Origin of the sequence: Chryseobacterium sp. GP-SGM7 (genome assembly GCF_049166575.1) — a bacterium.
In the GTDB taxonomy this organism is placed as follows: Bacteria; Bacteroidota; Bacteroidia; order Flavobacteriales; family Weeksellaceae; genus Chryseobacterium.
In genome coordinates this window covers 209,993-234,838 of the sequence record NZ_JBMHFF010000004.1, presented here as the reverse complement: position 1 = coordinate 234,838, position 24,846 = coordinate 209,993, and the positions used below count along the sequence as shown (strand labels likewise).

At 33.8% G+C, this 24,846-nt stretch carries 23 protein-coding genes and 3 tRNA genes; 20 read left to right on the top strand and 6 right to left on the bottom strand.

Annotated features, from left to right (window positions below):
- Positions 1-10 precede the first annotated feature (10 nt).
- From ACOOWA_RS15990 to ACOOWA_RS15980, 3 genes are read right to left on the bottom strand one after another with little or no spacing between them, the layout of a single operon-like run.
- Positions 11-901, bottom strand: a complete 891-nt coding sequence (locus tag ACOOWA_RS15990) for a DMT family transporter (protein ID WP_421376717.1) — start codon at positions 899-901, stop codon at positions 11-13.
- Positions 888-1,541, bottom strand: a complete 654-nt coding sequence (aat, locus tag ACOOWA_RS15985; RefSeq protein ID WP_421376952.1) for a leucyl/phenylalanyl-tRNA--protein transferase — start codon at positions 1,539-1,541, stop codon at positions 888-890. Before aat ends, ACOOWA_RS15990 begins: the two co-directional genes overlap by 14 nt.
- Positions 1,542-1,600: 59 nt before the next feature.
- Complete coding sequence (locus ACOOWA_RS15980; RefSeq protein ID WP_421376716.1) at positions 1,601-1,978, bottom strand: DUF3127 domain-containing protein; 378 nt, start codon at positions 1,976-1,978, stop codon at positions 1,601-1,603.
- Between the two features lie 173 nt (positions 1,979-2,151).
- Here ACOOWA_RS15980 and ACOOWA_RS15975 point away from each other — a divergent pair.
- The 13 genes from ACOOWA_RS15975 (at position 2,152) to ACOOWA_RS15915 (ending at position 14,610) form a co-directional block, all read left to right on the top strand.
- Positions 2,152-2,233 (top strand) — tRNA-Leu (locus ACOOWA_RS15975).
- Positions 2,234-2,243: 10 nt separating this feature from the next.
- Positions 2,244-2,316: transfer RNA gene (locus ACOOWA_RS15970), tRNA-Gly, on the top strand.
- 8 nt (positions 2,317-2,324) lie between these two features.
- Positions 2,325-2,406, top strand: a tRNA-Leu gene (locus ACOOWA_RS15965).
- A 798-nt stretch (positions 2,407-3,204) separates the two neighbouring features.
- Positions 3,205-6,888, top strand: coding sequence for a hypothetical protein (locus ACOOWA_RS15960; protein WP_421376714.1), 3,684 nt, complete (start codon positions 3,205-3,207; stop codon positions 6,886-6,888).
- 67 nt (positions 6,889-6,955) lie between these two features.
- The gene (locus tag ACOOWA_RS15955) at positions 6,956-8,239 is read left to right on the top strand and encodes a hypothetical protein (protein ID WP_421376713.1); all 1,284 of its coding nucleotides are present in this window, start codon (positions 6,956-6,958) and stop codon (positions 8,237-8,239) included.
- Positions 8,218-8,697, top strand: a complete 480-nt coding sequence (locus ACOOWA_RS15950; protein WP_421376712.1) for a hypothetical protein — start codon at positions 8,218-8,220, stop codon at positions 8,695-8,697. Before ACOOWA_RS15955 ends, ACOOWA_RS15950 begins: the two co-directional genes overlap by 22 nt.
- A 420-nt stretch (positions 8,698-9,117) precedes the next feature.
- Complete coding sequence (locus ACOOWA_RS15945; protein WP_421376711.1) at positions 9,118-9,486, top strand: hypothetical protein; 369 nt, start codon at positions 9,118-9,120, stop codon at positions 9,484-9,486.
- A 206-nt stretch (positions 9,487-9,692) separates the two neighbouring features.
- Positions 9,693-10,259 carry a hypothetical protein gene (locus tag ACOOWA_RS15940; RefSeq protein WP_421376710.1) on the top strand — a complete coding sequence of 189 codons (567 nt, stop codon included), beginning with the start codon at positions 9,693-9,695 and terminating at the stop codon, positions 10,257-10,259.
- A 13-nt stretch (positions 10,260-10,272) separates the two neighbouring features.
- Positions 10,273-10,911: a hypothetical protein gene (locus ACOOWA_RS15935; protein ID WP_421376709.1), complete on the top strand. Its 639-nt coding sequence runs from the start codon at positions 10,273-10,275 to the stop codon at positions 10,909-10,911.
- 18 nt (positions 10,912-10,929) lie between these two features.
- Positions 10,930-11,700, top strand: a complete 771-nt coding sequence (locus ACOOWA_RS15930; RefSeq protein ID WP_421376708.1) for a sensor histidine kinase — start codon at positions 10,930-10,932, stop codon at positions 11,698-11,700.
- On the top strand, positions 11,697-12,341 hold the full coding sequence (locus tag ACOOWA_RS15925) for a response regulator transcription factor (protein ID WP_421376707.1): 645 nt from the start codon (positions 11,697-11,699) through the stop codon (positions 12,339-12,341). The genes ACOOWA_RS15930 and ACOOWA_RS15925 overlap by 4 nt, the downstream gene beginning before the upstream one ends.
- Positions 12,342-12,691: 350 nt before the next feature.
- A complete protein-coding gene (locus ACOOWA_RS15920) occupies positions 12,692-13,537 on the top strand; it encodes a caspase family protein (RefSeq protein ID WP_421376706.1) in 846 nt (281 codons plus the stop codon).
- A gap of 65 nt (positions 13,538-13,602) precedes the next feature.
- A complete protein-coding gene (locus tag ACOOWA_RS15915) occupies positions 13,603-14,610 on the top strand; it encodes a trypsin-like serine peptidase (protein WP_421376705.1) in 1,008 nt (335 codons plus the stop codon).
- A 61-nt stretch (positions 14,611-14,671) separates the two neighbouring features.
- Here ACOOWA_RS15915 and ACOOWA_RS15910 read toward each other — a convergent pair whose 3' ends face one another.
- The 3 genes from ACOOWA_RS15910 to ACOOWA_RS15900 are packed head-to-tail and all read right to left on the bottom strand — an operon-like array spanning position 14,672 to position 16,558.
- Positions 14,672-15,121 (bottom strand): GNAT family N-acetyltransferase, encoded by a 450-nt coding sequence (locus ACOOWA_RS15910; protein ID WP_421376703.1) that lies wholly within the window; start codon positions 15,119-15,121, stop codon positions 14,672-14,674.
- A complete protein-coding gene (gene yihA / locus ACOOWA_RS15905) occupies positions 15,114-15,737 on the bottom strand; it encodes a ribosome biogenesis GTP-binding protein YihA/YsxC (RefSeq protein ID WP_421376701.1) in 624 nt (207 codons plus the stop codon). Before yihA ends, ACOOWA_RS15910 begins: the two co-directional genes overlap by 8 nt.
- 59 nt (positions 15,738-15,796) lie before the next feature.
- Positions 15,797-16,558, bottom strand: a complete 762-nt coding sequence (locus tag ACOOWA_RS15900; protein WP_421376699.1) for an alpha/beta fold hydrolase — start codon at positions 16,556-16,558, stop codon at positions 15,797-15,799.
- 271 nt (positions 16,559-16,829) lie between these two features.
- On the opposite strand from ACOOWA_RS15900, the gene mraZ reads away from it, so the two are divergent.
- The 7 genes from mraZ (at position 16,830) to murD (ending at position 24,842) form a co-directional block, all read left to right on the top strand.
- The gene (gene mraZ, locus ACOOWA_RS15895; protein WP_421376698.1) at positions 16,830-17,288 is read left to right on the top strand and encodes a division/cell wall cluster transcriptional repressor MraZ; all 459 of its coding nucleotides are present in this window, start codon (positions 16,830-16,832) and stop codon (positions 17,286-17,288) included.
- A gap of 22 nt (positions 17,289-17,310) precedes the next feature.
- Positions 17,311-18,204 (top strand): 16S rRNA (cytosine(1402)-N(4))-methyltransferase RsmH, encoded by an 894-nt coding sequence (gene rsmH / locus ACOOWA_RS15890; RefSeq protein ID WP_421376696.1) that lies wholly within the window; start codon positions 17,311-17,313, stop codon positions 18,202-18,204.
- A 71-nt stretch (positions 18,205-18,275) separates the two neighbouring features.
- Positions 18,276-18,641, top strand: a complete 366-nt coding sequence (locus ACOOWA_RS15885) for an FtsL-like putative cell division protein (protein ID WP_421376694.1) — start codon at positions 18,276-18,278, stop codon at positions 18,639-18,641.
- Entirely contained in the window at positions 18,625-20,616 is a 1,992-nt protein-coding gene (locus ACOOWA_RS15880) for a penicillin-binding transpeptidase domain-containing protein (protein ID WP_421376692.1), read from the top strand. Before ACOOWA_RS15885 ends, ACOOWA_RS15880 begins: the two co-directional genes overlap by 17 nt.
- A gap of 93 nt (positions 20,617-20,709) precedes the next feature.
- Positions 20,710-22,170: a UDP-N-acetylmuramoyl-L-alanyl-D-glutamate--2,6-diaminopimelate ligase gene (locus ACOOWA_RS15875; protein WP_421376691.1), complete on the top strand. Its 1,461-nt coding sequence runs from the start codon at positions 20,710-20,712 to the stop codon at positions 22,168-22,170.
- 39 nt (positions 22,171-22,209) lie between these two features.
- Positions 22,210-23,451, top strand: a complete 1,242-nt coding sequence (gene mraY / locus ACOOWA_RS15870) for a phospho-N-acetylmuramoyl-pentapeptide-transferase (RefSeq protein WP_421376689.1) — start codon at positions 22,210-22,212, stop codon at positions 23,449-23,451.
- 53 nt (positions 23,452-23,504) lie between these two features.
- On the top strand, positions 23,505-24,842 hold the full coding sequence (murD, locus tag ACOOWA_RS15865; RefSeq protein ID WP_421376688.1) for a UDP-N-acetylmuramoyl-L-alanine--D-glutamate ligase: 1,338 nt from the start codon (positions 23,505-23,507) through the stop codon (positions 24,840-24,842).
- The last annotated feature ends 4 nt before the right edge of the window (positions 24,843-24,846 follow it).

Here is a 24,846-nt window from a genome sequence, read left to right as displayed (position 1 = left end):
TTAAAAACAATTACTTCATTTTTTTCACCGTTGTTTTAGCTCTTAAAAAGATTAAACCCACAATAATAATACTTGTTCCTGCAAATTGCAAAGAAGTTAATTTTTCACCATCCAAAACGCCCCAAATAATCGCAACAATCGGCATAAGTAAAGTTACTGTCGATGCAAAAAGCGGCGTAGAAACTTTCAGTAAACGGTAATTCATCATCATGGCTAAACCAGTTCCAAAAATGGAAAGAAGGCTTACAAACCCCAATCCAATCATATTTTCTTTGGTGAAACTAAATTGAGATACAAATCCCGTCGAAATCAGAGATACCAGTGAAGGAAAAAACAGAACAAATGAAAAAACAAATGCCGATAAAACGGTTGATGAAACATCCATCAGTTTAGATTTTACGGTTGTCGTGCTTATTGCGTAGCACAAAGTGGCCAAAAGCAGTAAAAGTATGGGTAATAATTTTAATTCTCCACCTTCATCACCACCAAAAGCAAGCAGACAAACTCCTGTAAAGCTTATCAAAACTCCGGTCATCTGTCTTTTAGTGGTTTCAAATTTCCAGACTAAAGCTCCTACAATAATCACAAAAATAGGCATCATTGAATTGATAATTCCCGCAATACTGCTGCTAATTTCAGTTTCTGCAATAGGAAACAGGAACATCGGGATGAAATTTCCTGTAAAAGCTGCCAAAATAAGCCACTTCAGATGTTTTTTAGGGAAAAGCCTGTATTTTGAAACTGCAAGCGGCATTAAGATAATTCCTGCAACCAAAACTCTTAAAGCACCGACCTGATAAGGGCTGAAATGTTCTAAAGATTTTTTGATTAAAATAAATGAAGAACCCCAAATAATACTGAGTACAATCAGAAGGAGCAATTTTTCTTTATCTGCGTTCATTGTTTTCGTGTAAAATTTTCAAAAAATCTTTTTTAGGAATCATTCTCGCTCCCAAACTTTCTAAATGATCGGTGTGAGATTGGCAATCAATCAGTTTAAAATCATTCTTATGGGTCTCCACAAAATGAATAAATCCCGCTTTTGAAGCATTGCTTACTTTTGAAAACATACTTTCACCACAAAAAACCTCTCCGACTTGCAGACCATAAAGTCCGCCAACCAATTCACTATTTTGCCAAACTTCAACACTTTTAGCGATACCGTAATGATGAAGGGTGGTAAAAGTTTCTATTAATTCATCAGAAAGCCATGTTCCTTCTTGTCCGGGACGGTTAATTTCACGACAGTTTCTTATAACTTCTACAAAATTTTGATTTTCAGTAATGGTAAAAACTTTTTTAGATAAAATTTTTCGCATCGATTTTGAAACCTTCAGTTCATCCGGAAAAAGCACAAACCTTGGATCGGGACACCACCAAAGAATTTCATCACCCGGATCAAACCACGGGAAAATGCCATTTTGATAAGCAAACCAGATTCTTTCCAACGATAAATCTCCACCAAAAGCGATAATGCCTTCGTGACCGTCGTATTGTGCGGGATCAGGAAATGAAATTTCGTTTTCGTCTAATCGAACCATATGGAGGAAAAAAAATCCCACTTTCAGAAAGCAGGATTGTTATTTGATTTTATTTTTAATTAAAAAGGTAAATCATCATCATCGTCACCTGCAAAAGGATTTTCGTTTGAAACCGGAGCTGCAGATTGAGACGGAGCAGCGTGAGTAGGTTCAGAACCGTTGTCCATCACTTTTTCTATTCTCCACCCTGTAATAGAGTTGAAATACTTAGTTTCTCCCTGTGGCGAAACCCATTCTCTACCTCTGATGTTGATTCCTACTTTTACATTTTCTCCTTCTTTCAAAGAATCCAGCAAATTTATTTTATCCTGTAAAAACTCAATGTTGATTGGCTGTGGATATTGCTCTTGTGTAAGAATAACCATTTCTCTTTTTTGGAAACCACTCGCAAATGTTTGAACATCAGTGATTTTCTTTACTGTTCCTTGTAATTCCATATCGTAATTGTTAACTTTGTAAAAGTAGTAAATTGAAATGTAATAAAGCAACACGGAAATAAATTTTACAGAAATTTAATTTTTTTTCACAAAATGCTTGGAAGTAAAGAAAATTGCCCTATATTTGCACTCACAAAAACGAAAGAAGTTCTTTAAAATAACTCAATAATAATGCGGATGTGGTGTAATTGGTAGCCACGCCAGACTTAGGATCTGGTGCCGTGAGGCGTGGGGGTTCGAGTCCCTTCATCCGCACTACTTTATTGCGAAAATAGCTCAGCTGGTAGAGCACAACCTTGCCAAGGTTGGGGTCGCGGGTTCGAGTCCCGTTTTTCGCTCACATCACGCCCTGGTGGTGGAATTGGTAGACACGCAGGACTTAAAATCCTGTATCTTCGGATGTACGGGTTCAAGTCCCGTCTGGGGTACTTAAAAAGACTGTTAATCATTGATTAACAGTCTTTTTTATTTTCAGAGGTGGCTAAAATTATTTCGTACCATTCTTATTAATTTTAACAAATTTGCTTAAATCAAAAAATCCTTATCTAAAAGAAGGAGAAACATTAAGCACATGAATAAAATCATAAACAATATAATAAGCTAAAAGATAGTATATCATTGGGGTTTTATAAGAAAAAGTTTAATTGTAATAGTCACAACTTGATCTGACAGTTTTGTTCTAAAAATATTTGTCACGAATACCATATTGTCCTTACTTTCAAAAGTAAGGATTTTTTTTTCTAATATTCCAATAATTTGTCTTTTGCTTGGTATATAAAATTTAATAACTATTTATGTCTAATTGCAACTCCTCAGTGCTTGTTTAAATTTTTTTTCTAAAGCTATGACATAAAACTCTTACCGAACAGGAGTCTGTATACGAAAAATAAAAAAAGTTTAAGGAATAATCTATTAACAAGAACAAGTTTAATAAATAATATTAAATCATAGTTTTTTCTTTACAACTTCTGAACTCAAGCTAATTATCAGGATCTCCAAATTTCTTTTAATTTTTTTCAATAAAATTATAACACGACAAGTTTTGCCGCTTTCAGCATTGATATTTGCATTATAAGAAACACGGAAAATGAAACTTGATATTAAAAATTAAGGTGGAAATCTTTCGCCGGAAACCACCTAAAAAAATAAGGCTAAAACCTGAAGTAAACTCTAATAAAAAGAACCTTCAAATCTTAACCCTTATAAAATCAAACAAATTTAAGCAAATGTCAACAAACAACAATGCGTCTCAGACGTTATTCAGGTTTGTGAGTTTACGAAACCCACAACTTACAGAAATAAAAAGAAGAAATCTCGGCTTTATTCATCGTCCATCAGGAGCGAAAGGTATTTTTGATGATGCAGTTTCATCAAGAAGCGGCAAAACTTTAAAACTTCAGGCTTTATCTTCTAAAATCTCAGATTTTGCTCCTTCAGCTATTAAAACGGAAAAAGAATTAGAAACAGGAGTATTTGCAACTCTTTTGGTAATCGGAAGAAAAATTTCAAAAAAAGAAACTCTTTCTAAATGGGATTGGGAATATACAAAGGAATATTACAGTTCTCTGATCGACAGCAATAAAGAATTGACTTCAGATGCTATGAAAATTTTTGATAATCTTTGGAATAATCTTATTTATCAGATTGTCAGTCAAAAAGATTTTTATGTAAAAGAAGCGATCAGTCATATTTTGAAAGCAATTCATATTGGTTTTGCACAAAATATAGACATCAATGAAGATGTATTGAAAGCAAATGGTGATAAAAAACCTTTAGATAATGCACTCAATGGTAAAATAGTAATGCCAAAATATCTATTTCTGGAAGAAGATAATGTGAATGCAGGAAATGGTGCGGCTTTAAAATCAGAAGTTTCCGCAAACGTATCACTTGCTCCAAAAGATTTGGAAAGATTAAATTCTGTTGCCAAAAACGATTTGATTGTTACAGAAGCTTTATTAAGAAAAGAAAAACTTGAAAAGCTAAATTCAGAATTAGAAAAGCTACAAAAGTCATATCATAAATCGAGTGAGAAAGCTTATCAAACGGAATATGAAAAATACAAAGAAAACTATCGAAAAGAATTAGAAGAGTACGAAAAAACCTCCGAACAGATTGATATTTTGCTCGAACAGAAAGCTTCTGAAGAAGAATTACGCAGATTATATGATTGGTTACAAGAATTAAATCTTCCGATATTTGAGTTTTCATATAAAAATGAAATTAATCTTTCAGATCTTCAGGAAAAGCTATCTCCGGAATCATTGGATTTATTTATTGAATTATGTTCCGTTCAGGAGATTAACGAAAACTTTCGTTCAAAATTACAAACCGATGCAAGACGTGAAGTAATTTCGGATACAGAATTAAAAATCGGAGCACAGTTTCTTCAAATTGACGATAGTTATACTACATTTAATGAAGTAATTTCTCATATTCAGGATAATATTGCAGGAACTACACAAGTTGCTTTGGATAACGCAACGATCGAACAAACACAATATGCGAATATTGGCGGAGCATTAATTCCGGTGGTAAATGCTCGTTCAATTACCCATTTAGCATACAATCTACAGGCAATATATTCCAGATCAGTTTTTATTTCTAATAATGGATTTATTAATTTCTCTTTTGAAGTGCAGGATAATTCCTGGAGTGTTGCCAACGCAAAAATAGTGTTAGAATCTAATACAGGAGTTCATCAGGAAACATTAAGCAATATTTCTGTACTTAATAATATGGTTAGCTTTCCGGCTGTAATGGTTAACAAATTTGCATCTATTTCAAAAATAAGAATTGATGTTTATTTTGATAATGGAAGTGAAGCCTATCTGGAATTATTAAAGATTCCAAATAATCAATTATTAACAGGAATTCTTACATTAAAAGAGCGCTCAGAAAATCCGGTAAAAGGTTCTGAAGAAACTTACAAAAGAAAAAATTTCGGAATTAAAAGATTAGGAGTTGCCGATTTCCTTAAAGTTGTACAAAGTGTTCATGCTTATGTTCCGGGAGAAGTTTCGAATATCGAAAATGTAATGGCAAGTGAATTAAGACATAAATCTTCCGTTGCAAGAGATTATTCTGAAATTACAGACACAACATCAAAGTCTCAGGAAACGGAAAAAATTTCCGACACTTCAAAAACATCAAGAACAGACATGCAGACAGAGGTTGCAAAAGAAGTCGAAAAGCAACAAGCCATCACAGCACACACTCGTGCAACTTACGGAGGATACGGAATGTCATTTGAAATTGGTGCAGAATACGCAAACAATACCGCTCAACACGATAGTACAAGACAGGCTGTAATGAAGTCTCAGGAAATTACGGAAAGAGCCATGGAAAGAGTTCTTACCAAAGTTTCTGAAGAAAGAGTTCAGAAAATCATTAAAGAGTACACAGAAACCAACGTTCACGAATTTGACAACCGAGGAAAAGCTCTTACAACCAATGAAGCGCCACAACACATAACAGGAGTTTACAGATGGATTGACAAGAAAATGAAAAACCAGATTTATAATTATGGTAAACGTACCATGTTTGAATTTATGGTTCCTGAACCTGCGAGGTTACACAGATTGTCTTTAGTTGTAGCAAAAGGTCAAATTCTTACAGCTCCTATCGATCCTAGAAAAGCTGACAGACCTTACACTATGCCGGATTCTAAGTCTGCTACAAAGACATTATTACAATATTGGGCTCAGATTTATGGTGTAAAGCTTACAGATCTTCCAAAAGAAGACGCTGAAGTTTACCAGGAAATTAAAGGAAGACCAAATTCTACGGGTTCTTTTGGAGCTGTAGGAACTCCTATAAACATTACGCCTAATTATGCTGCTAAAACAATGAAATTAGGTTTTTACATGAGCAGGAATTCTCTGTGGCATAATAGTAATTTTTATTGCAGTAACGGAAGAGGCGGTGACAGAGATTTAAGCTTTGGCGGAAGGATTAATCAGGGAACTGTGATGGAAACCGGATTGAATCTTGAAGGATCATTTAATTTCTTATACAGAGGACGAAATATTGAAGACGTAACTCTTAACGTAACATTGTATTGTAAATTATCTGATACATTTATGCAGTCTTGGCAACAGGAAAATTTTAATTTAATCATTACAGCTTACGAAGAAGCGTACAAAAAATTCCAAGAAGAACAAGCCAGACTTGATGCCGAACAAAAAGAGAAAGAAGCTGCAGCCAAAGAAAAAACAGGAACTTTCTACAGATATATGGAACATGATGTTCTGAAACACAATTGTATTGCTTATCTCTTGCAAGATTATTTAAGTGTTTTAGGACAAGTAATGACCAACGGAGCAGAGAAAGATACCGTAATGGAAAATTATCAGGTTTATTTAGGTGAAGATCTTGATAAATATACAGCTCTTGCGAAATTCATGGAACAGGCTTTTGAATGGGAAATTATGGATTATACATTCTATCCATACTATTGGGCGAATCGTAAACTGTGGCAGGAAATGTATGTTTCTGAAAGTACAGATCCTTTATTCAGAAGTTTCTTACAGGCAGGTATGGCAAGAGTCATTGTCACTGTAAAACCAGGATTTGAAGATGCTGTCAATTTCTTTCTAACAACAGGTAAAATCTGGAACGGCGGAGAAGTTCCCGTAATCGGAGATCCAATGTATATGTCTATCGTAGATGAAATGCGTCAACCAACAGGAAAACCGCAAGGAAAATACTGGATTACAAGAGTTCCTACAACGCTTACCATTATCCAGGATAAATCTACCGGATTACCGGTTGATCAGCCGTTGCCGATTTTCCCGGAATTAGATGCTACTAATTGTGAAAATCCTTTAGAATTAGAGACTAAAACTAGTTTTGAACCTAGAGATATACAGTTATCTCATGGTACTACTGCGGATAGTACTTTAGATTAAGATTTAGTTAATGAAATGGTGGTATACCGCCACCATTTCTATTTTTTAACAATTAAAATTTAGAAAAATGAGCAAAATAAAAGCATTAGGATTGCCCAATAAAATAAAAGCGTTGGGGTTAGGAAATACAATTGAATTAAGGGATTCAAAAACAGCAACAGTAGAAGGTAACAGATATGATTTTCTTCCTGTTGTAAAAATTAATGGAAGTGAAAACCCTAAGAATGCTATTGTTTCCTTAGCTGATTGCGCAGGATATAAACTAGAATATTTGAATTTAGGTAATGATTATGATAAAGAGTGGAAAAATTATCCTGTATCAAATATTGTGATTGCAAAAAATTCTGTAGCAAGAATTCCTTTACTTGTAAAAATGGGTTATGATCCTGTTGGTTGGCAAGACGGAGATGGAATTCTAGAATTTAAAAGCTCTAATACTTCCGTAAAATTGAAGTTTATTGATAATGATGATACAGATTATGATAACGATGAGGATAAATATGATTTAAAGGATGCAGAATATGGGGATGAACTAGTATTGGAGATTGATGCAAAAGCATTGGCAAGAGGAACGAAATTTAGTGTTTCTATTTTTGCATCAGATGATGGAGATGGAATAAGTAGTTCTTCAAAAAGAAAAGGAATTTGTGGGAAATTTAATGTGAAAGTTGTAGAGAAAGATGTATTTTTGAAAGAAGAAATAGGTAATTTAGACAGCATGATAAAGTTAATTTCCTCTAAAATTAATTCTAAACCAAATACAGGAGAATATAGGAAATCAAGGAATTATTGTGTTTTCGCAACAGATAGATTTATAGGTGCATTATTAAATAATAAAAAAGATTTTTATACTTACAATGATGATAAAGATATTGTCACAAATTTAGAAAGTTTACAATCAGGGACGTATAGAGCTGAAAACATTAGAAAAAAAGGATATGTTTCAAACTATGTGATATATAAAGATAATGAACTTCTTAAACCAATTCATGCGAACATTCAAAAAATTCAAGATGATTTAACATATGATGCCTTAAGTATAAATAAGGGTATATTAATGAATTTTATAAAAAAAGATATTTCTAATAAGTTGGGATTTCATGTTTATTATACAACTTATTCAGATGATTTTCATGTACAGACCTTAATTATTGATAATAGTAATCCTTGTGATGCAAAATACAGAATTGTAGATCAACATGGTGAAACAACTTCTAATGGTAAATTATCTGCAATAGAAGAAGGATTTAAAAACCAATCTAGCTGGACTTATGTCAATTTCTACTTGAATCACAATAAACAAGCATTAACTAAAACTATATCATCCTTATGGAAAATTCAAAGAAATTAATATTGACATTAATCTTATTAATTTTTGTTTCATGTAATAAAAATAATCTTCGGATATGTCAAGAGTGTATAACAACCAATGATAGTTTGATTTTTCAAGATAAAAAAACTGATGAATTATACATCAGATTAAAGGCTATTGACCATCATCCATCAATGGAAAAAGAATTGAAAGCAAATAACAATTATGCCTTTTATAATTATGTTAATATTTTTCCCATAGGTAAAAATGTAAAAGTTAAAGAAATTATTAATCAGAAATCTTTCAGAAAAATTAATGATAATTATTTTGAAGATAATGAATTAATTTATTTTACTCCTTCAGATCCTAAAGGTGATTATTTTAATATTTTAGATAGAAAAGAATTTGTGAAATTTAGTAAAAATAAGGATACTGTTTATAGTAGATATGGAATTTTCTACAAAGGCGCTTTAATTGGATCAAAAGATAATAAATAATTACACTATAGATAATAATGATATCGTTTTTAAAAACGAACGATAAATTAAAAAATAGTTCAGAGCCCGCAAAAATTATATTGTGGGCTATTTTAAGCAAAGCTAAATAATTTTTTTATTTCATAATTAAAGCAATTCAGCAGATTCTAAATAACAAACAGTTGAAAATTAGAACTTGGATATCTGAAATATAAAATTTAATACTGATCACATGTTAATATGTTCGTGTAGATACTATTAAAAAATGAAAAAAACAATCTCTTACTTACTAATTGTTGGGCTGATTCATCATGCTATAACGGAAATTTAGTATCACAAAACTGATTAATGTAAAGTATATCAAGAAAGATTCTATCATAAAGGATAGATACGTGGAAATTTACTTTGTACATAAGTAAACAAATCCGAAATTTAAAAAAAATGAGAATAATTATTTTTATATCAATCTTATTTGGTTTATTCAGTCCTTATCAAAAAAGTCAATATTCTATGATAAAAAAGGATCTACTTTATAGGGATAAACAAGCTAATATTTACCTAAAAGGTAAGGTAGATGTGGCAAGTGAAAAGAATCCACAAGATAATAAAACAGTCTATCTAGATAATGTTCTTTATAAAGATAAAGTTATAAAGCTAAAACAATTAGTAGATGTTGCAACTTTTCATCAAATAGGAACTCGTGATAAAAAAGATGTTTTTGTAAAAGGTATTTTTGAAGATAAAAAATATAAATATATATTTAGAAATCATCCCGCTTCATCACCCAACATAAAAGTGATAGATAAATAAGTAGGAATCCGTCTCATGTATTGGTTGTGAGACGGATTCTTATTTATGCAAAAATCATAGCTTCATTTAACTGCAACAAGACATCTTCACATTAATAGAGACTTACACAAAATTATTTCTCATAAATTTCAAAAACAGTGTTTTTCCTCTTTTTTATCATTTGGCATATAACTACTTTTGTTACATAACCTTATAAATTTTAAAAGATGAAAACTCCAATTTTATTTAAGAATGTAAGTTCGCTTTTGAGTGTGATGTTTTTAGCTGTTTTTCTGTTTACTGCTATTCGTTGTTCTCCACCGCCGCCAGAACCTCCGGTTGATGACAGTTATAAAAAGAAGCTGATTACCCATGAAGAAGCCAAGGTTCTTTTCGATGAATATTCTGCTACCAATAATAAAGTTCTTATGGAATCGAGGAATGGAAATCCGGATTCTCGTTGGTATTGGTTTTCTATTGAAGAAATTGAGGGCTACATTAAATATGTAAAAGAAAATGCTCAGGAAAAAAATCTGAAAGATGTCGGAATTAGAATTTATATGGGAAAATATCCTGCAAATCATCCTGTAAATAAAATGGCAAAACCTGAATATGCGGGTTACCAGACTGTTTTTTTAATGCCTACTGCAAAAAAATCTCAGGATTCTACAAACAGTATGCAGAAAAGAAGAGGTATGATTACGGATGAGAATGAAGATGTAAAAGAAATTCAACCGATGAATATGATGAATCTTTCGCCACCACCGAACTCGATGACAAACACAATGAATTAAAAGTAAAATAACCATGACTTGGAATGTAGAATTAGGAAAACAAATCTGGATGGTAATTTTGGTTATCATGATGATTTTAGTAGCAATCCGCTCCAGAAAAATAGATAAAGTTAATTTCTTTTTTTTCGCAGGATACATTCTTTTATCTGGGACAGACTTCTTTTTCTATTTCTACGCCAAATTTACCAAATCATTTACAGAAAAGTTTTTCAGTGTTTTTATTACAGTCGTCTTTTTTATGTATCTCCTGTATTATTTTAAATTATTGTATGTCCCTGTTTTAAAAAAAATACAGATTGCCATTCTCGCTTGTTTTGTTTTAACGATTGTAGTAATGCTTTATCTTGATAATGGATTATTTGAGCATCTTTCTTTTAAAATGTTTTACATTAATATCCTTTTATTAACGTTTTCAATCATATTGTTTCTGTATCAAACCTTTAATTCGGATAAAATATTTGAGATTAAAAATTATCTTCCTTTTTGGATTTCTGTGGGCTTGCTGATTTTTTATATTGGAATTATTCCGATTTTTTATTTCAGGACATCCGTTGAGTCTGACATATACTTTTTTATTTTATTTTTATTAAACCTTATCAGTAGTGGAGTTATTGCCGCTGGACTATTTTGGAGCAAGCAGGATAAAACTTAACAAGTCGAATTTTAAAGCATGGAAAAAAATAATCTGATTATTATTTTCACGATTACGCTATTTATCATTGTCTTAACGATGATTTTCGTTTACGTGATTTTCATTCAGAAAAAAACAACTTTATTGATTGAGCAGAAAGAAAAAGATATGCGGTTTGAAAAAGAATTGGCGACTTCTCAAATCGAAATGAAAGAACAAACTTTAAATTATATCGGTCAGGAACTGCACGATGATTTAGGTCAAAAGCTTTCCGTAGTACGTTTAAGGCAAAACCAATTGATTGCTAAAATGAATGATTCCGAAAAGGAAGAACTAGTAGAATTAAACGAATTATTAGGCGAATGTATTCAGGATATTCGGGATTTGTCTAAAACTTTAATTACAGAACAGGTCATTCATTTTGGGTTGATAGAATCTTTGGAAAGGGAAATCATTAAAATCAGGAAACTGAGACTGCTTACAATAGAATTAATTACTGAAAAGCACGATATTGATATCACGCCAAAACATGGTTTGATCCTTTTCAGGATTATTCAGGAAAGTATTAATAATATTCTGAAGCATTCCAGAGCGAAAAATGTTTCAATAAAAATTAATGATGACCACGAAAAAGTGAATATTCTCATTTCCGATAACGGAAAAGGATTTAATACCAACCTTAATAAAGACGGTTCCGGATTAAAAAATATGGAATTGCGGGCAAAAATTATTCAGGCAGAATTCTCTATTCAATCTGAACTTGACAAAGGAACACAGACTTCAATAACCTATTACAAAAACGACCAATGAAAACAATTCCGATAGCTATAGTCGATGATCATACATTAATGTCAAAGGCATTGGAAAATATGATTATGGAAAATCCGCAATATCGTGTGATGATGAATCATCAGAATGGCGAAGATTTTATTGAAGCTTTAGAAAAAGCCTCAGAATTACCCGCTGTAGTTTTGATGGACATTAATATGCCATTTAAAAACGGGATAGAAACCACAGAATGGCTGTCTGAAAACCATCCCGACGTCAAAGTAATTGCATTGACGATGGAAGATGATGAAAAAGTCTTGATTAAAATGCTGAAAGCCGGAGCAAAAGGATATTTATTAAAAGATATGCAGCCATCCATACTTTTTCAGGCAATTGATACCGTTTTTGAAAAAGGAAGTTTTTATACCGATTTTGTAGCCCAAAAACTATTAAAAGTAAAAGCAGAAGATATAAAAACAGCTTCTTTGCTTTCGGAATTAAAAGGCAGAGAACTGGAATTCATAAAATGGGCATGTAGCGAACTTACTTATAAAGAAATCGCCGATAAAATGTTTGTAAGCCCGAAAACTGTTGACGGTTACAGAGATTCCGTTTTTATAAAACTGGAGATAAAAAACCGAGTCGGTCTTGTGATTTTTGCTTTAAAACACAATTTGTGCTGATTTCTACGATATAACTAAATGTTTACTTTTAAAAAATCCTTCCTGATTTTTCAGTGAAGGATTTTTTATGTCTTTTCAATGTCGTTTTAAATTTCACTTAAATCTCCTCAATCCGAAAAATCTGCGAGAACAAATTAGAATAAATCCTTTATTTAAAAACAGTTTGAGTTTTATTCTGTTTAAAATCAAAGTTTTATGATTTTAAAATAAGTGTTTTTCCTGTAATAAATGAGTTTTTTTCCTCTGTTTTTGTTGTGTTGAAAGATAGAATTTTGTCATACCAAATAACAATAATCAGCGAAACCCGAAAAGCTTTAAAAGAGTAGGGAAATTAAAAAAAACTTGACAAAATGAAAAAAGCACTTATTGTAGGAATCAATGACTATGCTCCGATCGGATCGGGCGGTCCGGATTTGAACGGATGCATCAATGATGCACGAGACATGGCAAATACTTTGGTGATTTGCGGATTTAATCCTTCTCAGATTAAAATTCTTACCAACCAAAATGCAACACGAGCCAATATTTTAGCTTATCTGAAAGCTCTTGTAGCTCAAAGTGTAAAAGGAGATTCATTGGTTTTCTATTATTCTGGACACGGAACGAGAGTTGCGAACATCGGAACGGATTTAGAAATTGACGGTTTGGATGAAGCAATTTGTCCGCACGATTATGCAAGCGCAGGAGTAATTCGTGATGATGATTTCAAAACGGTTTTAAGTAAGCTTAAAGCGGGAGTAAATCTGGAAGTTATTTTTGATTGCTGTCATTCGGGAACCGGAACCCGGAAAATGGATCTAGGACTGGAAATGGATATGTCTTTCGAAGCTGCACGTTTTATTCCGCCAATGTTGGAAGATGAGTTTTATATGACGTATGCAACTGAGGTGTCTGCTTCTAAATCTTCCAAAAAAATGGCATTTTCAACAAAGGCTCTTGTTCCTGTCGCTGGACTGAATCATACGATGTGGGCTGCCTGTAAAGACAATCAGGTTTCCATGGAAGGAAATATGAGCGGACAAATCCGAGGATATTTTACCTATCATTTCTGTAAAGTTTTAAGAGCAACAAACGGAAACATCATAAGAAAAACACTCGATAAACAGGTTGCAATTGCTTTGGCTGCAATGGGAGCTGCCCAAATTAACCAGACCGAAAGCATCACTGCAGAATTTTCACAAAAAATATTTTCATAAAAATAATTGGCGGAATCCGAAAAGCCATCCAAAGAGTAGGAAAAAATTGATTAATACCAAAAATCATGTCTAATATTGAAAAAAACAACCCAATGTCTGCTGAAGAAGTTTTAAAACTAAAAACAATTAAAGCAAAGTCATCCGAAAAATCAGTAAACGAAAAATCATTGAAACAAGAACCCGAAATGATAACAATCGACGGAAGAAATTTCCCCAAAGGAATGAAATCAGTCGGAGTTGTATTGGGCGAAAGATCGAAAAATGACGAATCTACTGAAACCGATTATTTTTATCCAACGCATTCAGATTTCGAATATCACCCAAAATTAGAACCCAAAAAAGACCGTAAACCAAAATTCATCGAAAGAGAATCTTTTTTAACAGTGGAAGGAGCAAGAACTATTTTCGGTCCGGATCAGAGAAAAGTTTTTAATTCTACAGCTTATCCGTGGCGTTGCGTGGGAAGAGTAGAAAGCTCTTTAGGAATTGCAAGCGGCGTAATGATTGGTCCGAGACATCTTCTTACCTGCGCTCACATTGTAGATTGGCAACCGAATAACAGCACAGGTTGGTTAAAATTTACTCCAATGTATTATAACGGAAGTGCGCCTTACGGAAGTGCTTGGGGAACTTTAACGTATTATAAATATAAAGTTGCAGGTCCTACAATAGATTCTACAGAAGTACAGTTTGATTATGTAGTGATAGTTTTAGATCGCCCGATTGGAAACAGCACAGGATGGCTTGGTTCTAAGTCTTACTCAGATTCTTGGGACGGACAGGCTTCTTTTACTCACGCAGGTTATCCTGCTGATTTAACGGGAACTCAGAGACCGACTTATCAAACGGGAATTGCTTTAGATGGTGATTTCTGGAGTCCGGATGATAATCAGAGCATCAGTCATAAAGCAGATATTTGGCCCGGACAAAGCGGTGGTCCGTTTTGGGCATATTGGGATGGGCAACCTTATGCTGTAGCTACGCAAAGTGCACATAATCCAAGTATTAATTTTGCAAGTGGAGGTTCAGATTTGGTGGATCTTGTAAAAAGAGCAAGAAACGAACATCCTTAAAATAATTTTATCTAAATAAAAACGAGCCGGACTTTTTTAGTTCGACTCGTTTTATTTTTTATTAGCTTCTAAACATTTCAGTATGCGGAATATTGTCTTCCAAATATTTCTTTCCGGTGTCTTTAAAGCCAAAACCCGAATAAAATTTCAGCAGATAATCCTGTGCGGAAATTCTTACTTCTGAGGTTTTAAATCTGTTTTCTATCGTTTCTACGGCATATTGTATTAATTGTTTGCCTAAACTTTTCCCTCGCCCTTTTTCTGAGGTTAAAACTCTTCCGATTGAAGTTTCTTTATATTTAATTCCTTTATCAAAAATCCTGCAGTAAGCTAGAACCGTATTGTCTTGTTCTGCCCAAAGATGAATTGCTTTTTGATCGTATCCGTCCAAATCGGGGTAAGGGCAGTTTTGTTCTACCACAAAAACATCAACTCGTGCTTTGATTATCTCATAAAGTTCGGAAGTGGTGATTTCTTCAAAACTTTTTATTTTCCAAACCATATTACTCATTGAATGTCACACTGTTATTAGCCAAAAATTCATTTGTTTTTTGAATAAAACTTAGAATTTCTTCAGTTCCCGTTTTCTTTTCTCCGGAAGTAACATAAATTTCGGGTAAATCTTCCCATGTTTTATGAAGTTCGGCTTTGTAATCTTCTACATTTTTTATCAATACGTTTGGCTTAAGTTTATCGGCTTTTGTGAAAACAATTGAAAAAGGAACGCCACTTTCTCCACACCATTGGATGAATTCCAAATCAATATTTTGCGGACTGTGACGGGAATCAACCAAAACAAAAAGATTTACTAGGTTATTTCTGTTTAAAATATAGTTATTAATTAATTTTTCAAAATCCCTTCTCATCACTTTTGAGACTTTTGCGTATCCATATCCCGGTAAATCGGTAAGATACCAGCTTTCATTAATGATGAAATGATTGATCAACTGAGTTTTTCCCGGAGTTCCTGAAGTTTTTGCCAAATCTTTCCTGTTCAGCATTCCGTTGATCAGTGAAGATTTTCCTACGTTTGAGCGTCCGATAAAAGCATATTCAGGAATCGTTCCTTCAGGGCATTCCTGCCATTTTCCGCTGCTTTTTACAAACTCTGCTGTTTTTATAACCATTTTTTAGAATTTTATTTAGAAAAATAAACCATTAAGAAGGGTCTTAATGGTTTATCATTTTATATTTTGTCTTTTACCCAGTTGTAGAGAATTTCATTAAATTCATCTGGTTTTTCCATCATTGCGGCGTGACCACATTTATCAATCCAGAATAATTCTGAATTTGGAATAAACTTATTCATATCGATTGCAACTTCCGGAGGTGTTACATTATCTTGTTTTCCCCAAATCAAACACGTTGGTCTTGATATTTTAGGAAGATCATTCAGCATATTGTGTTTGATGGCACTTCTTGCCAACATCACGGTTTTGATTCCCTTCATTCGGTCATTCACCACGCTGAAAACTTCGTCTACCAATTCTTCAGTGGCCACAGCTGGGTCATAAAAAACCTCTTCTGCTTTCTTCCTTATATATGAGCGGTCGTTTTTTCTTGGGAAACTATCGCCAAATGCTCTTTCGTATAAACCTGAACTTCCTGTTAATACAAGGTTTTGTACTAAGTCTGGTCTCGCTAAAGTTAAAATTAAACCGACATGACCACCCATAGAATTACCTACAACGGTAACGGGTTTACCAATATTGGTTTCGATAAATTTAATAACATACTTCGCAATCGTTGTGAGATTGGTATTGAGTACCGGCAAATCGTAAATGGGTAATTGAGGTACGTAAACCTTAAAACCTTTTTTTGAAAAAAAATTCACCATTGTATCAAAATTACTCAATCCACCCATTAACCCATGCAAAAGCACAAGCGGGTGACCTTCCCCAGCTTCTATAAAGTTGTATTTCTTTTCTTTTTTTGTACTAAATCTCATAAGTTGCCTTTGTAAGCCTTGCAAAAATACAAATTAAACACCAAAAACATTTTGATATATCTAATTTAAACTAAAAATAATATAATAAACGATTACTCCAATCATTTTTTAAAATTCTTTTTATTATGCGATGTATAAAAGGCTTTCTTAATTTTTATATATAAAATATTTATGTGTTTGATTATCAGTTGTTATCAAAACTTATTAACATTAAGTCAAAAAGTGGGAGAAAGTGGGAGATATTGGAAAAATATTTCTAATTTTGTCCCAAATGAGAAATTTCATTGGAACATATGAGTGCAAAATAGACGACAAAGGTCGCCTTAAAGTACCTTCATCGCTTACAAAGCAGATGGAGGATTTTGAGGATAAAACCTTTGTGGTAAAGCGTTCTGTGTTTCAGCCGTGTCTCGAAGTTTACCCTATGAAAGCGTGGGATAAACTGATGGAAAAGATTAATAAATTAAACAGATTCATCAAAAAAAATGCAGATTTTATCAGAATGTTTACAGCAGGAGTGAAAACGGTGGAACTTGACGGCGCCGGAAGACTGCAAATTTCTAAAGATCTTACGCATTTTGCCAATTTAACGAAAGATATTGTGGTGACGAGTGCGGGCGAACTTTTTGAGATCTGGGATAAAGAAGCATACGAAAAAGTAATTGCAACCAATGAAGATGATTTTGCAAGTCTTGCAGAAGATGTAATGGGAACTTTTGAAGAAGAATAATTAAAATAAGCACAAACAGAGCATGTATCACAACCCCGTTTTATTGAAGCAAAGTGTGGATGATTTGGTGACGAATCCAGACGGAATCTATGTGGACTGTACGTTTGGCGGCGGTGGACATTCACGCGAAATTATAGAAAGACTTTCCGAAAATGGAAAGTTATACGCATTTGATCAGGATCTGGATGCACTTGAAAACAAATTGGATAACCCGAAATTTACTCTTATAAACCAGAATTTCAGATTTCTTGAAAACTCTTTGCTGATGTATGGCGTTTCTCAGGTTGACGGAATTTTAGCCGATCTGGGTGTTTCTTCACATCAGTTTGATGAAGCAGTAAGAGGTTTTTCCACGAGAAGCAATGCGCCTCTTGATATGAGAATGAATATTATGCAGAGTCTCGACGCCAAAAAAGTGATCAATGATTACGATGAAGAGTCTTTAGCCGATATTTTTTATTACTATGGCGAATTGAGAGAAGCGAGAAAATTGGCTCGTGATATTGTTCATCACAGAAAAAATAAAACGATTGAAACAACAGATGATTTAAAGAAACTCTTCAGTTATCTTCCGCCTCATAAAGTTAATAAATTTTATGCGCAGTTGTTTCAGGCAATAAGAATTGAAGTAAACCAGGAACTTGAGGTTTTAAAAGAAATGCTGGTTCAGTCTTATAAAATTTTGAAACCGGGAGGAAGATTAGTTGTGATTTCTTACCATTCGTTGGAAGACCGTTTGGTAAAAAGATTCCTGAAAAACGGAATGTTTGAAGGTGAACCACAACGTGATATCTATGGAAATTACGAAAAAGCCTTCGAGCTGGTGAAAAGCAAAGCAATAGTTCCTGATGATAAGGAAATTGAAGAAAACTCCAGAGCGAGAAGTGCTAAAATGAGAACAGGAATAAAAATATAAGTAATAAGCAATCGGTAATAAGCAATGATAAATAATTACACATTACTCATTACCAATTACTAATAAATAAGGTGGCAAAAAGAACAACATATAAACCTCAGAAGAGACTCACTTTTATAGACATTATAAAAGGGAATTTCCTGAACCGTGATGAAATAAAAGTTCATTACAAATTTTTCCTGTTGTTGTTTGTGTTGATGATGGCGATGATTTACAGCAATCATTTAGTCAATAAAAAAATTAAAATTGTTAATGCTTTAAAAGAAGAAACTGAAGAATATAAATCGAGAAACGCTTATGCACAAAGTAAGCTGATCAAAGTAAAAATGGAATCTGAACTAGGCAAAGAAGTAGCCGCAGATTCACTCATGACTTTAGAAAGTCACCCACACAAATTGTTAATTAAATTGGATAGTACCGATGCAAAAACAAAATGATTACGATAACAAAAGAAAGAAAACATTGCGATGGGGTTACCTGTTCGCAACGCTTGCTTTATGCGTGTTTGTGATGTTTTTGGCAAGAATTGTAATTCTTCAGAATACCAATGTTCAGGAAATTAAAGACGATTATATCAACAGCAATTACCGTACAGCAACCTTAAAAGCGGCTCGTGGAAATTTATATGCTTCAGACGGATCTATCTTGGCAACAACGGTGATGCGTTACGATATTTATCTTGATTTTAAAACCATAAAAGATACCGTTTACAGCAATAATGTTGGTGCACTTACAGATTCTTTAAGCAAAATGTTCGGTAAACCGAGAGCAGATTTCAGAAAAAGATTCGACGAGCAGAAGAAACATAAAAACCAGTATTATTCTTTGGTGAAGGGATTGGATTTTGATCAGTATGACAGAATCAGAAAGTTCCCGATTTTCAAAAGAGGAAAAAATAAAGGCGGTTTTATAGTTGACAGAAATTATAAACGTGAATTGGCAACTTCTGAAATCGGTTCAGGAACAATAGGAATCGATAACGGAGTAGCAAAAGCAGGACTTGAAGGTGCATTTTCAAAATATCTTACCGGAATTGACGGAAGCAGATTAGAACAGAGAGTCAATTCTTCTCAATGGAAACCAATTGACTACTGGAAAGTTAGCGAACCAACAGACGGACAGGATGTTTATACAACGCTGGATCTCAGAATTCAGGATATTGCGCATTCAGCATTGCAAAAACAATTGATGAATTTTGAAGCGAAACACGGAACAGTCATCGTAATGGAGGTAGAAACCGGGAAAGTTCGTGCCATGGTAAATCTTCGAAAGGATGAAGAAGGAAACTATGTGGACGCATACAATTATGCCATTAAAGATAATATTGAACCGGGATCAACCTTTAAAGTCGTTTCACTTTTGGCGGCGATGGATGATGGTTTCATCGATGAAAATACGACAGTAAATGTCGGAAACGGAATTTGGGTATACGCAAAACAAAGAATTACAGACGGTCACGGTGGCGGAACTTACGATATTTCTGATGTTTTGGCTAAATCAAGCAATGTTGGAACAGCAAAGCTCATCACAAAATATTATGCAGATAAACCCGAGATTTTCCTGGACCATTTAAGAAGATGGAAGTTATTCGATAAAATGGATATTGAACTTCCGGGAATTACAAAGCCAAATAATCTTACACCTCAAAACAAGAGATGGAATGCAGGAGCGTTGGCTTCTATTGGTTTCGGATACGGGACGAATATAAATATTTTGCAGCTCGCTACTTTTTATAATGGAATTGCCAATAAAGGCAAGATGGTAAAACCGCTTTTCATTGATAAAATAATGCAGAACGGGAAAGTGACTTTTGAGGCACAAACTCAGGTAATGGTAAAGAAAATGGCTTCAGAAAAAGCAGTCAAAATGATGACCGATGCATTAACAAAAGCGGTTGAAAAAGGAACGGGCAGAAGCATTTTCACACCGAATTTAAAAATGGCTGGAAAAACAGGAACGGCAAGATTTGAATATTGGCTTCCTGGTCCCATGAAATACAGAGCGTCATTTGCTGGTTTTTATCCGGCAGATAATCCGAAATACACGTGTTATGTAATGATCAGTGAGCCCAATACGGCAAAAGGATTTTACGGAGGAACAGTTTCAGCGCCGGTTTTTAAAGAAATTGCAGGTAAAACATTCTTAAAAACACCTCAAAATGTTGAAAAAGAAATGCTTGTCGACAGAAAGGTAAACCTAAATAAAATGGTTGAACCAAATGTAAAAGTCGCAGTAAATAATAAACAAATGCCAAGTGTGGTTGGATTAATCGGTAAAAACGTAATCCCGCAATTGGAAAATTTAGGCTATCGTGTAGATTTTAAAGGTGTTGGAAGAATTAAAGAACAATTCCCTTTAGAAGGCACAACAATCAGTAAAAATCAGAGAATTTATTTGTCTCTGCAAAATTAAAAAAGTCCTGAAAGGACGATTTGATAAAGAATAGGATAAAATTCTATTAAGAATTAAACATTCAATAAGAATTAAATATAAAAAGCATCAGCAATGCAGTTAAATGAATTATTAAAAAGAATTCCAGTCTTAGAAATCCACGGTGAAAACAATCGTGAAGTTTTTGGATTGGTTTTCGACAGCAGAAAAGTTTCAGAAAATTCATTGTATATCGCAGTGAAAGGAACTGTTGCAGACGGACATTCATTTATTGCATCATCGATTGAGAAAGGCGCAAAAACAATTGTTTGCGAAGATTTACCCGAGAATTTAGATGGAAATATTACCTACATCAAAGTAAAAGATTCATCAAAAACTTTGGCGCATTTGGCTTCTAATTTTTATGGAAATCCATCTGAAAAATTAAAGTTAATCGGCGTTACAGGAACGAATGGCAAAACTTCTGTTTCCACTTTACTGTTTGATGTTTTTAGAAATTTAGGTTATAATTCGGCTTTACTTTCTACGGTTGAAATAAGAATCGGAGAAGAAATAATTCCTGCAACACACACAACACCGGATGTGATTACAATTAATCAGATTTTAGCTAAAGCTGTTGAGACGGGTTGCGAATTTGCTTTTATGGAAGTAAGTTCACACGGAATTTCTCAAAACAGAATTGAAGGTCTATACTTCAAAATTGCCGGATTTACCAATCTTACCCACGATCATTTAGATTATCATAAAACATTTGACGATTATTTAAAAACGAAAAAAAGATTTTTTGATGAATTGAATGATGATGCCATTGCCATCACGAATATTGATGATAAAAACGGTAATGTTATGCTTCAAAATACAAAGGCTGCAAAAAGATCTTACGCTTTGAAAACAATGGCAGATTACCACGGAAGACTTTTGGAAGTTGATTTCAACGGAATGCTGTTAAATTTTAACGGAAAAGAATTCTGGACGACTTTAACAGGTAAATTCAATGTTTACAACCTGCTTTTGGTGTTCGGAATTGCTGCAGAATTAGGATTTGAGCAGGACGAAATTCTTCAGGCCATCAGCAGATTAAAAAGAGTTTCTGGAAGATTTGAAACGTTCAAATCCGATGGCGGAATTTTCTTCATCGTAGATTATGCACACACTCCCGATGCACTGGAAAATGTTTTAGACAGCATCAATGATATCAGAACGAAAAACGAAAGACTGATTACAGTCTTCGGTTGCGGAGGAGACAGAGATCATGCAAAAAGACCTGAAATGGGAAACATTGCCTCAAAGAAATCGACTTTGGCAATCATCACTTCGGATAATCCAAGAACAGAAGATCCTGCTGCGATTATAAAAGAAATTGAAGCTGGTGTTGAACCTCAGAATTTCAGCAAATACACTTCAATACCGGACAGAAGAGAAGCGATAAAAATGGCGATAAAATTTGCTGAGCCGAAAGATATTGTTCTCGTTGCCGGAAAAGGTCACGAAAATTATCAGGAATTAAAGGGTGTAAAACATCATTTTGATGACAAAGAAGTAATCAATGAGCTGTGGAAGCTGATGAGTAAATAAATTTAAGCATTAAACCTTAAACCATAAACTTTGAACTAAATGCTATACTATCTATACGAATATCTAACGAGTCAAGGCATCCACATTCCGGGAATGGGAATGTTGAGGTATATTTCGTTCCGTGCAGGAATGTCGGTTTTGTTGTCTTTAATGATTGCTCTTGTCTATGGAAAAAATATCATCAATTACCTGAGAGGAAAACAAATGGGCGAGTTGGTGCGTGATCTTGGTTTAGACGGGCAAAAACAAAAAGAAGGTACGCCTACAATGGGTGGTTTCATCATTATCATTGCGACTTTAATTCCTGTCTTGCTGTTTACAAGAATTACCAATATTTATATTGTTCTTCTTATCGTGACAGTGATTTGGATGGGAGCCATTGGTTTTCTGGATGATTATTTAAAGAAGATTAAAAAAAATAAAGACGGATTAAGCGGTAAATTTAAAATTGTAGGTCAGGTTGGTTTAGGGCTAATTATCGGAGTTACAATGTATTTCCATCCTGAAATTACGGTGAAAAGAAAATATGCCGATGCGAAAGTGGTCAATAGAAATAATGTTGAACAAAACTTTATGCCTACAGAAAAAATTACAGTTTCCACAGTTCCGTTTACAAAAAATAACGAGTTCGATTACAGCGGAGTTTTATTTTGGATGAGTGACGAAGACGCTCATGAATGGGCCTGGATTGTTTTTATTCCTGTTGTTATTTTTATCGTAACCGCTGTTTCAAATGGTGCCAATATTACCGACGGAATTGATGGTCTTGCTGCAGGAACCAGTACGGTGATCTTATTGACATTGGCATTTTTCACTTACGTTTCCGGAAATATCATTTTTGCAGATTATCTTAATATTATGTTCCTTCCCAATATGGGTGAAACCACAATCTTTGTTGTCGCCATGGTAGGTGCGGTGATTGGTTTCTTTTGGTATAATACGTATCCGGCTCAGGTTTTTATGGGCGATACAGGAAGTCTAATGTTGGGCGGAGTAATTGCGGTTTTAGCAGTTATTTTAAGAAAAGAATTAATGATTCCTGTGCTTTGCGGAATTTTCTTAATTGAGAATATTTCGGTAATGCTTCAGGTGGTGGTCTTTAAATACAGAAAAAGAAAATTCGGGTTGGAATATGCCCAAAACAATAGATTGTTCAAAATGTCTCCTTTGCATCATCATTATCAGAAAGAAGGATTTCACGAAAGTAAAATCGTTAACAGAATGATTATCATTGGGGTTATGTTGGCAATTGTATGTCTCATTACATTGAAAATGAGATAGAAATGAGCAAAGCCTGAAGCTAAAAGCTTATGGCAAAAGCAAAAAGCAAGAGTATGAAAATAGTTGTTTTAGGAGGTGGCGAAAGCGGTTGTGGTGCTGCTTATTTGGCAAAAAAGAAGGGTTTGGAAGTATTTCTTTCAGACAAAGGAGCCATTAAGGAAAACTATAAACAATTTTTGACGGATAATGATATTGATTTTGAAGAAGAAAACCACGATGAAGAAAGAATTCTCGATGCAGACTGGATCGTAAAAAGTCCTGGAATTCCTAAAAAAGCTGAGATGATTACTAAAATTCAAGAGAAAGGAATCAGACTTTCTTCTGAAATTGAATTTGCTTCAGAATTTACAGATGCAAAAATCATCGCTATCACAGGAAGCAACGGAAAAACAACGACAACGTCTTTAATCTATTATATCCTGAAAAATGACGGCTTAAATGTAGGTTTAGGCGGAAACATAGGTTACAGTTTTGCAAAGCAGGTTGCGGATGAAAACCATGAATATTATGTTTTGGAGGTAAGCTCTTTCCAGTTGGATGATATTCAGAATTTCAGACCGTACATTTCTTTGCTGTTGAATTTGTCTAAAGATCATCTGGATCAATATAATTACAACTATGAAGAATATGCTTTAGCAAAATTCAGAATAGCTGAAAACCAGAAGAATGATAATTTTTTCATCTACAATAAAGATGATGAAATGAGCAAAAACATTCTTGAAAAATTTGAAACTAAAGCGAAAATGATTCCTTTTTCTACCAATGAACATTTGAATGAAGGAGGTTTTGTAGAAGAAGATAAAATTGTGGTGAAACTTAAAGATGAATTTTCAATGAAAGTTGAAGAATTGTCTTTATTGGGAAATCATAATGTTGCCAACAGTTTGGCAGCTTCAATTGCCGGTAAGATATTGGAAATCAATAATGAAAGCATAAGAAATTCATTGATGACATTTCAGGCAGTTGAACACCGTTTGGAATTTGTAACTGAAATTAATGGCGTAAAATTCATCAATGACAGCAAGGCAACGAACGTCAATGCAGCATATTACGCTTTAGAAAGCATGAAAACTCCCACAGTCTGGATTGTTGGAGGCGTTGATAAAGGAAACGACTACACTGAAGTAGAAGATTTGGTGAAAAGAAAAGTAAAAGCAATTGTCTGCTTAGGAATTGATAATCAGAAAATTATTGACTTCTTTAAAGACAAAAAGGAATTTATTTACAGCACTTCAAGTATGGATGAAGCTGTGAAAACTTCAAAAGCGCTGGCAAAAAACGGAGATACGGTTTTACTTTCTCCTTGTTGTGCAAGTTTTGATCTTTTCAAAAGCTATGAAGACAGAGGTCGTCAGTTTAAAGAGCAGGTTTTAAAAGCCAATGGCAATTAGCCAA

Bases quoted from the DNA above. Each gene is read 5' to 3' on its own strand.
- ACOOWA_RS15920 (WP_421376706.1), top strand. From the start codon at position 12,692: ATGAAAAAAGCACTTATTGTAGGAATCAATGACTATGCTCCGATCGGA.
- murD (WP_421376688.1), top strand. From the start codon at position 23,505: ATGAAAATAGTTGTTTTAGGAGGTGGCGAAAGCGGTTGTGGTGCTGCT.
- ACOOWA_RS15880 (WP_421376692.1), top strand. From the start codon at position 18,625: ATGCAAAAACAAAATGATTACGATAACAAAAGAAAGAAAACATTGCGA.
- ACOOWA_RS15915 (WP_421376705.1), top strand. From the start codon at position 13,603: ATGTCTAATATTGAAAAAAACAACCCAATGTCTGCTGAAGAAGTTTTA.
- rsmH (WP_421376696.1), top strand. From the start codon at position 17,311: ATGTATCACAACCCCGTTTTATTGAAGCAAAGTGTGGATGATTTGGTG.
- mraZ (WP_421376698.1), top strand. From the start codon at position 16,830: ATGAGAAATTTCATTGGAACATATGAGTGCAAAATAGACGACAAAGGT.
- ACOOWA_RS15955 (WP_421376713.1), top strand. From the start codon at position 6,956: ATGAGCAAAATAAAAGCATTAGGATTGCCCAATAAAATAAAAGCGTTG.
- yihA (WP_421376701.1), bottom strand. From the start codon at position 15,737: ATGGTTATAAAAACAGCAGAGTTTGTAAAAAGCAGCGGAAAATGGCAG.
- ACOOWA_RS15940 (WP_421376710.1), top strand. From the start codon at position 9,693: ATGAAAACTCCAATTTTATTTAAGAATGTAAGTTCGCTTTTGAGTGTG.
- ACOOWA_RS15990 (WP_421376717.1), bottom strand. From the start codon at position 901: ATGAACGCAGATAAAGAAAAATTGCTCCTTCTGATTGTACTCAGTATT.
- ACOOWA_RS15950 (WP_421376712.1), top strand. From the start codon at position 8,218: ATGGAAAATTCAAAGAAATTAATATTGACATTAATCTTATTAATTTTT.
- ACOOWA_RS15900 (WP_421376699.1), bottom strand. From the start codon at position 16,558: ATGAGATTTAGTACAAAAAAAGAAAAGAAATACAACTTTATAGAAGCT.
- ACOOWA_RS15930 (WP_421376708.1), top strand. From the start codon at position 10,930: ATGGAAAAAAATAATCTGATTATTATTTTCACGATTACGCTATTTATC.
- ACOOWA_RS15945 (WP_421376711.1), top strand. From the start codon at position 9,118: ATGAGAATAATTATTTTTATATCAATCTTATTTGGTTTATTCAGTCCT.
- ACOOWA_RS15960 (WP_421376714.1), top strand. From the start codon at position 3,205: ATGTCAACAAACAACAATGCGTCTCAGACGTTATTCAGGTTTGTGAGT.
- ACOOWA_RS15910 (WP_421376703.1), bottom strand. From the start codon at position 15,121: ATGAGTAATATGGTTTGGAAAATAAAAAGTTTTGAAGAAATCACCACT.
- ACOOWA_RS15925 (WP_421376707.1), top strand. From the start codon at position 11,697: ATGAAAACAATTCCGATAGCTATAGTCGATGATCATACATTAATGTCA.
- ACOOWA_RS15980 (WP_421376716.1), bottom strand. From the start codon at position 1,978: ATGGAATTACAAGGAACAGTAAAGAAAATCACTGATGTTCAAACATTT.
- ACOOWA_RS15875 (WP_421376691.1), top strand. From the start codon at position 20,710: ATGCAGTTAAATGAATTATTAAAAAGAATTCCAGTCTTAGAAATCCAC.
- aat (WP_421376952.1), bottom strand. From the start codon at position 1,541: ATGGTTCGATTAGACGAAAACGAAATTTCATTTCCTGATCCCGCACAA.
- ACOOWA_RS15935 (WP_421376709.1), top strand. From the start codon at position 10,273: ATGACTTGGAATGTAGAATTAGGAAAACAAATCTGGATGGTAATTTTG.
- mraY (WP_421376689.1), top strand. From the start codon at position 22,210: ATGCTATACTATCTATACGAATATCTAACGAGTCAAGGCATCCACATT.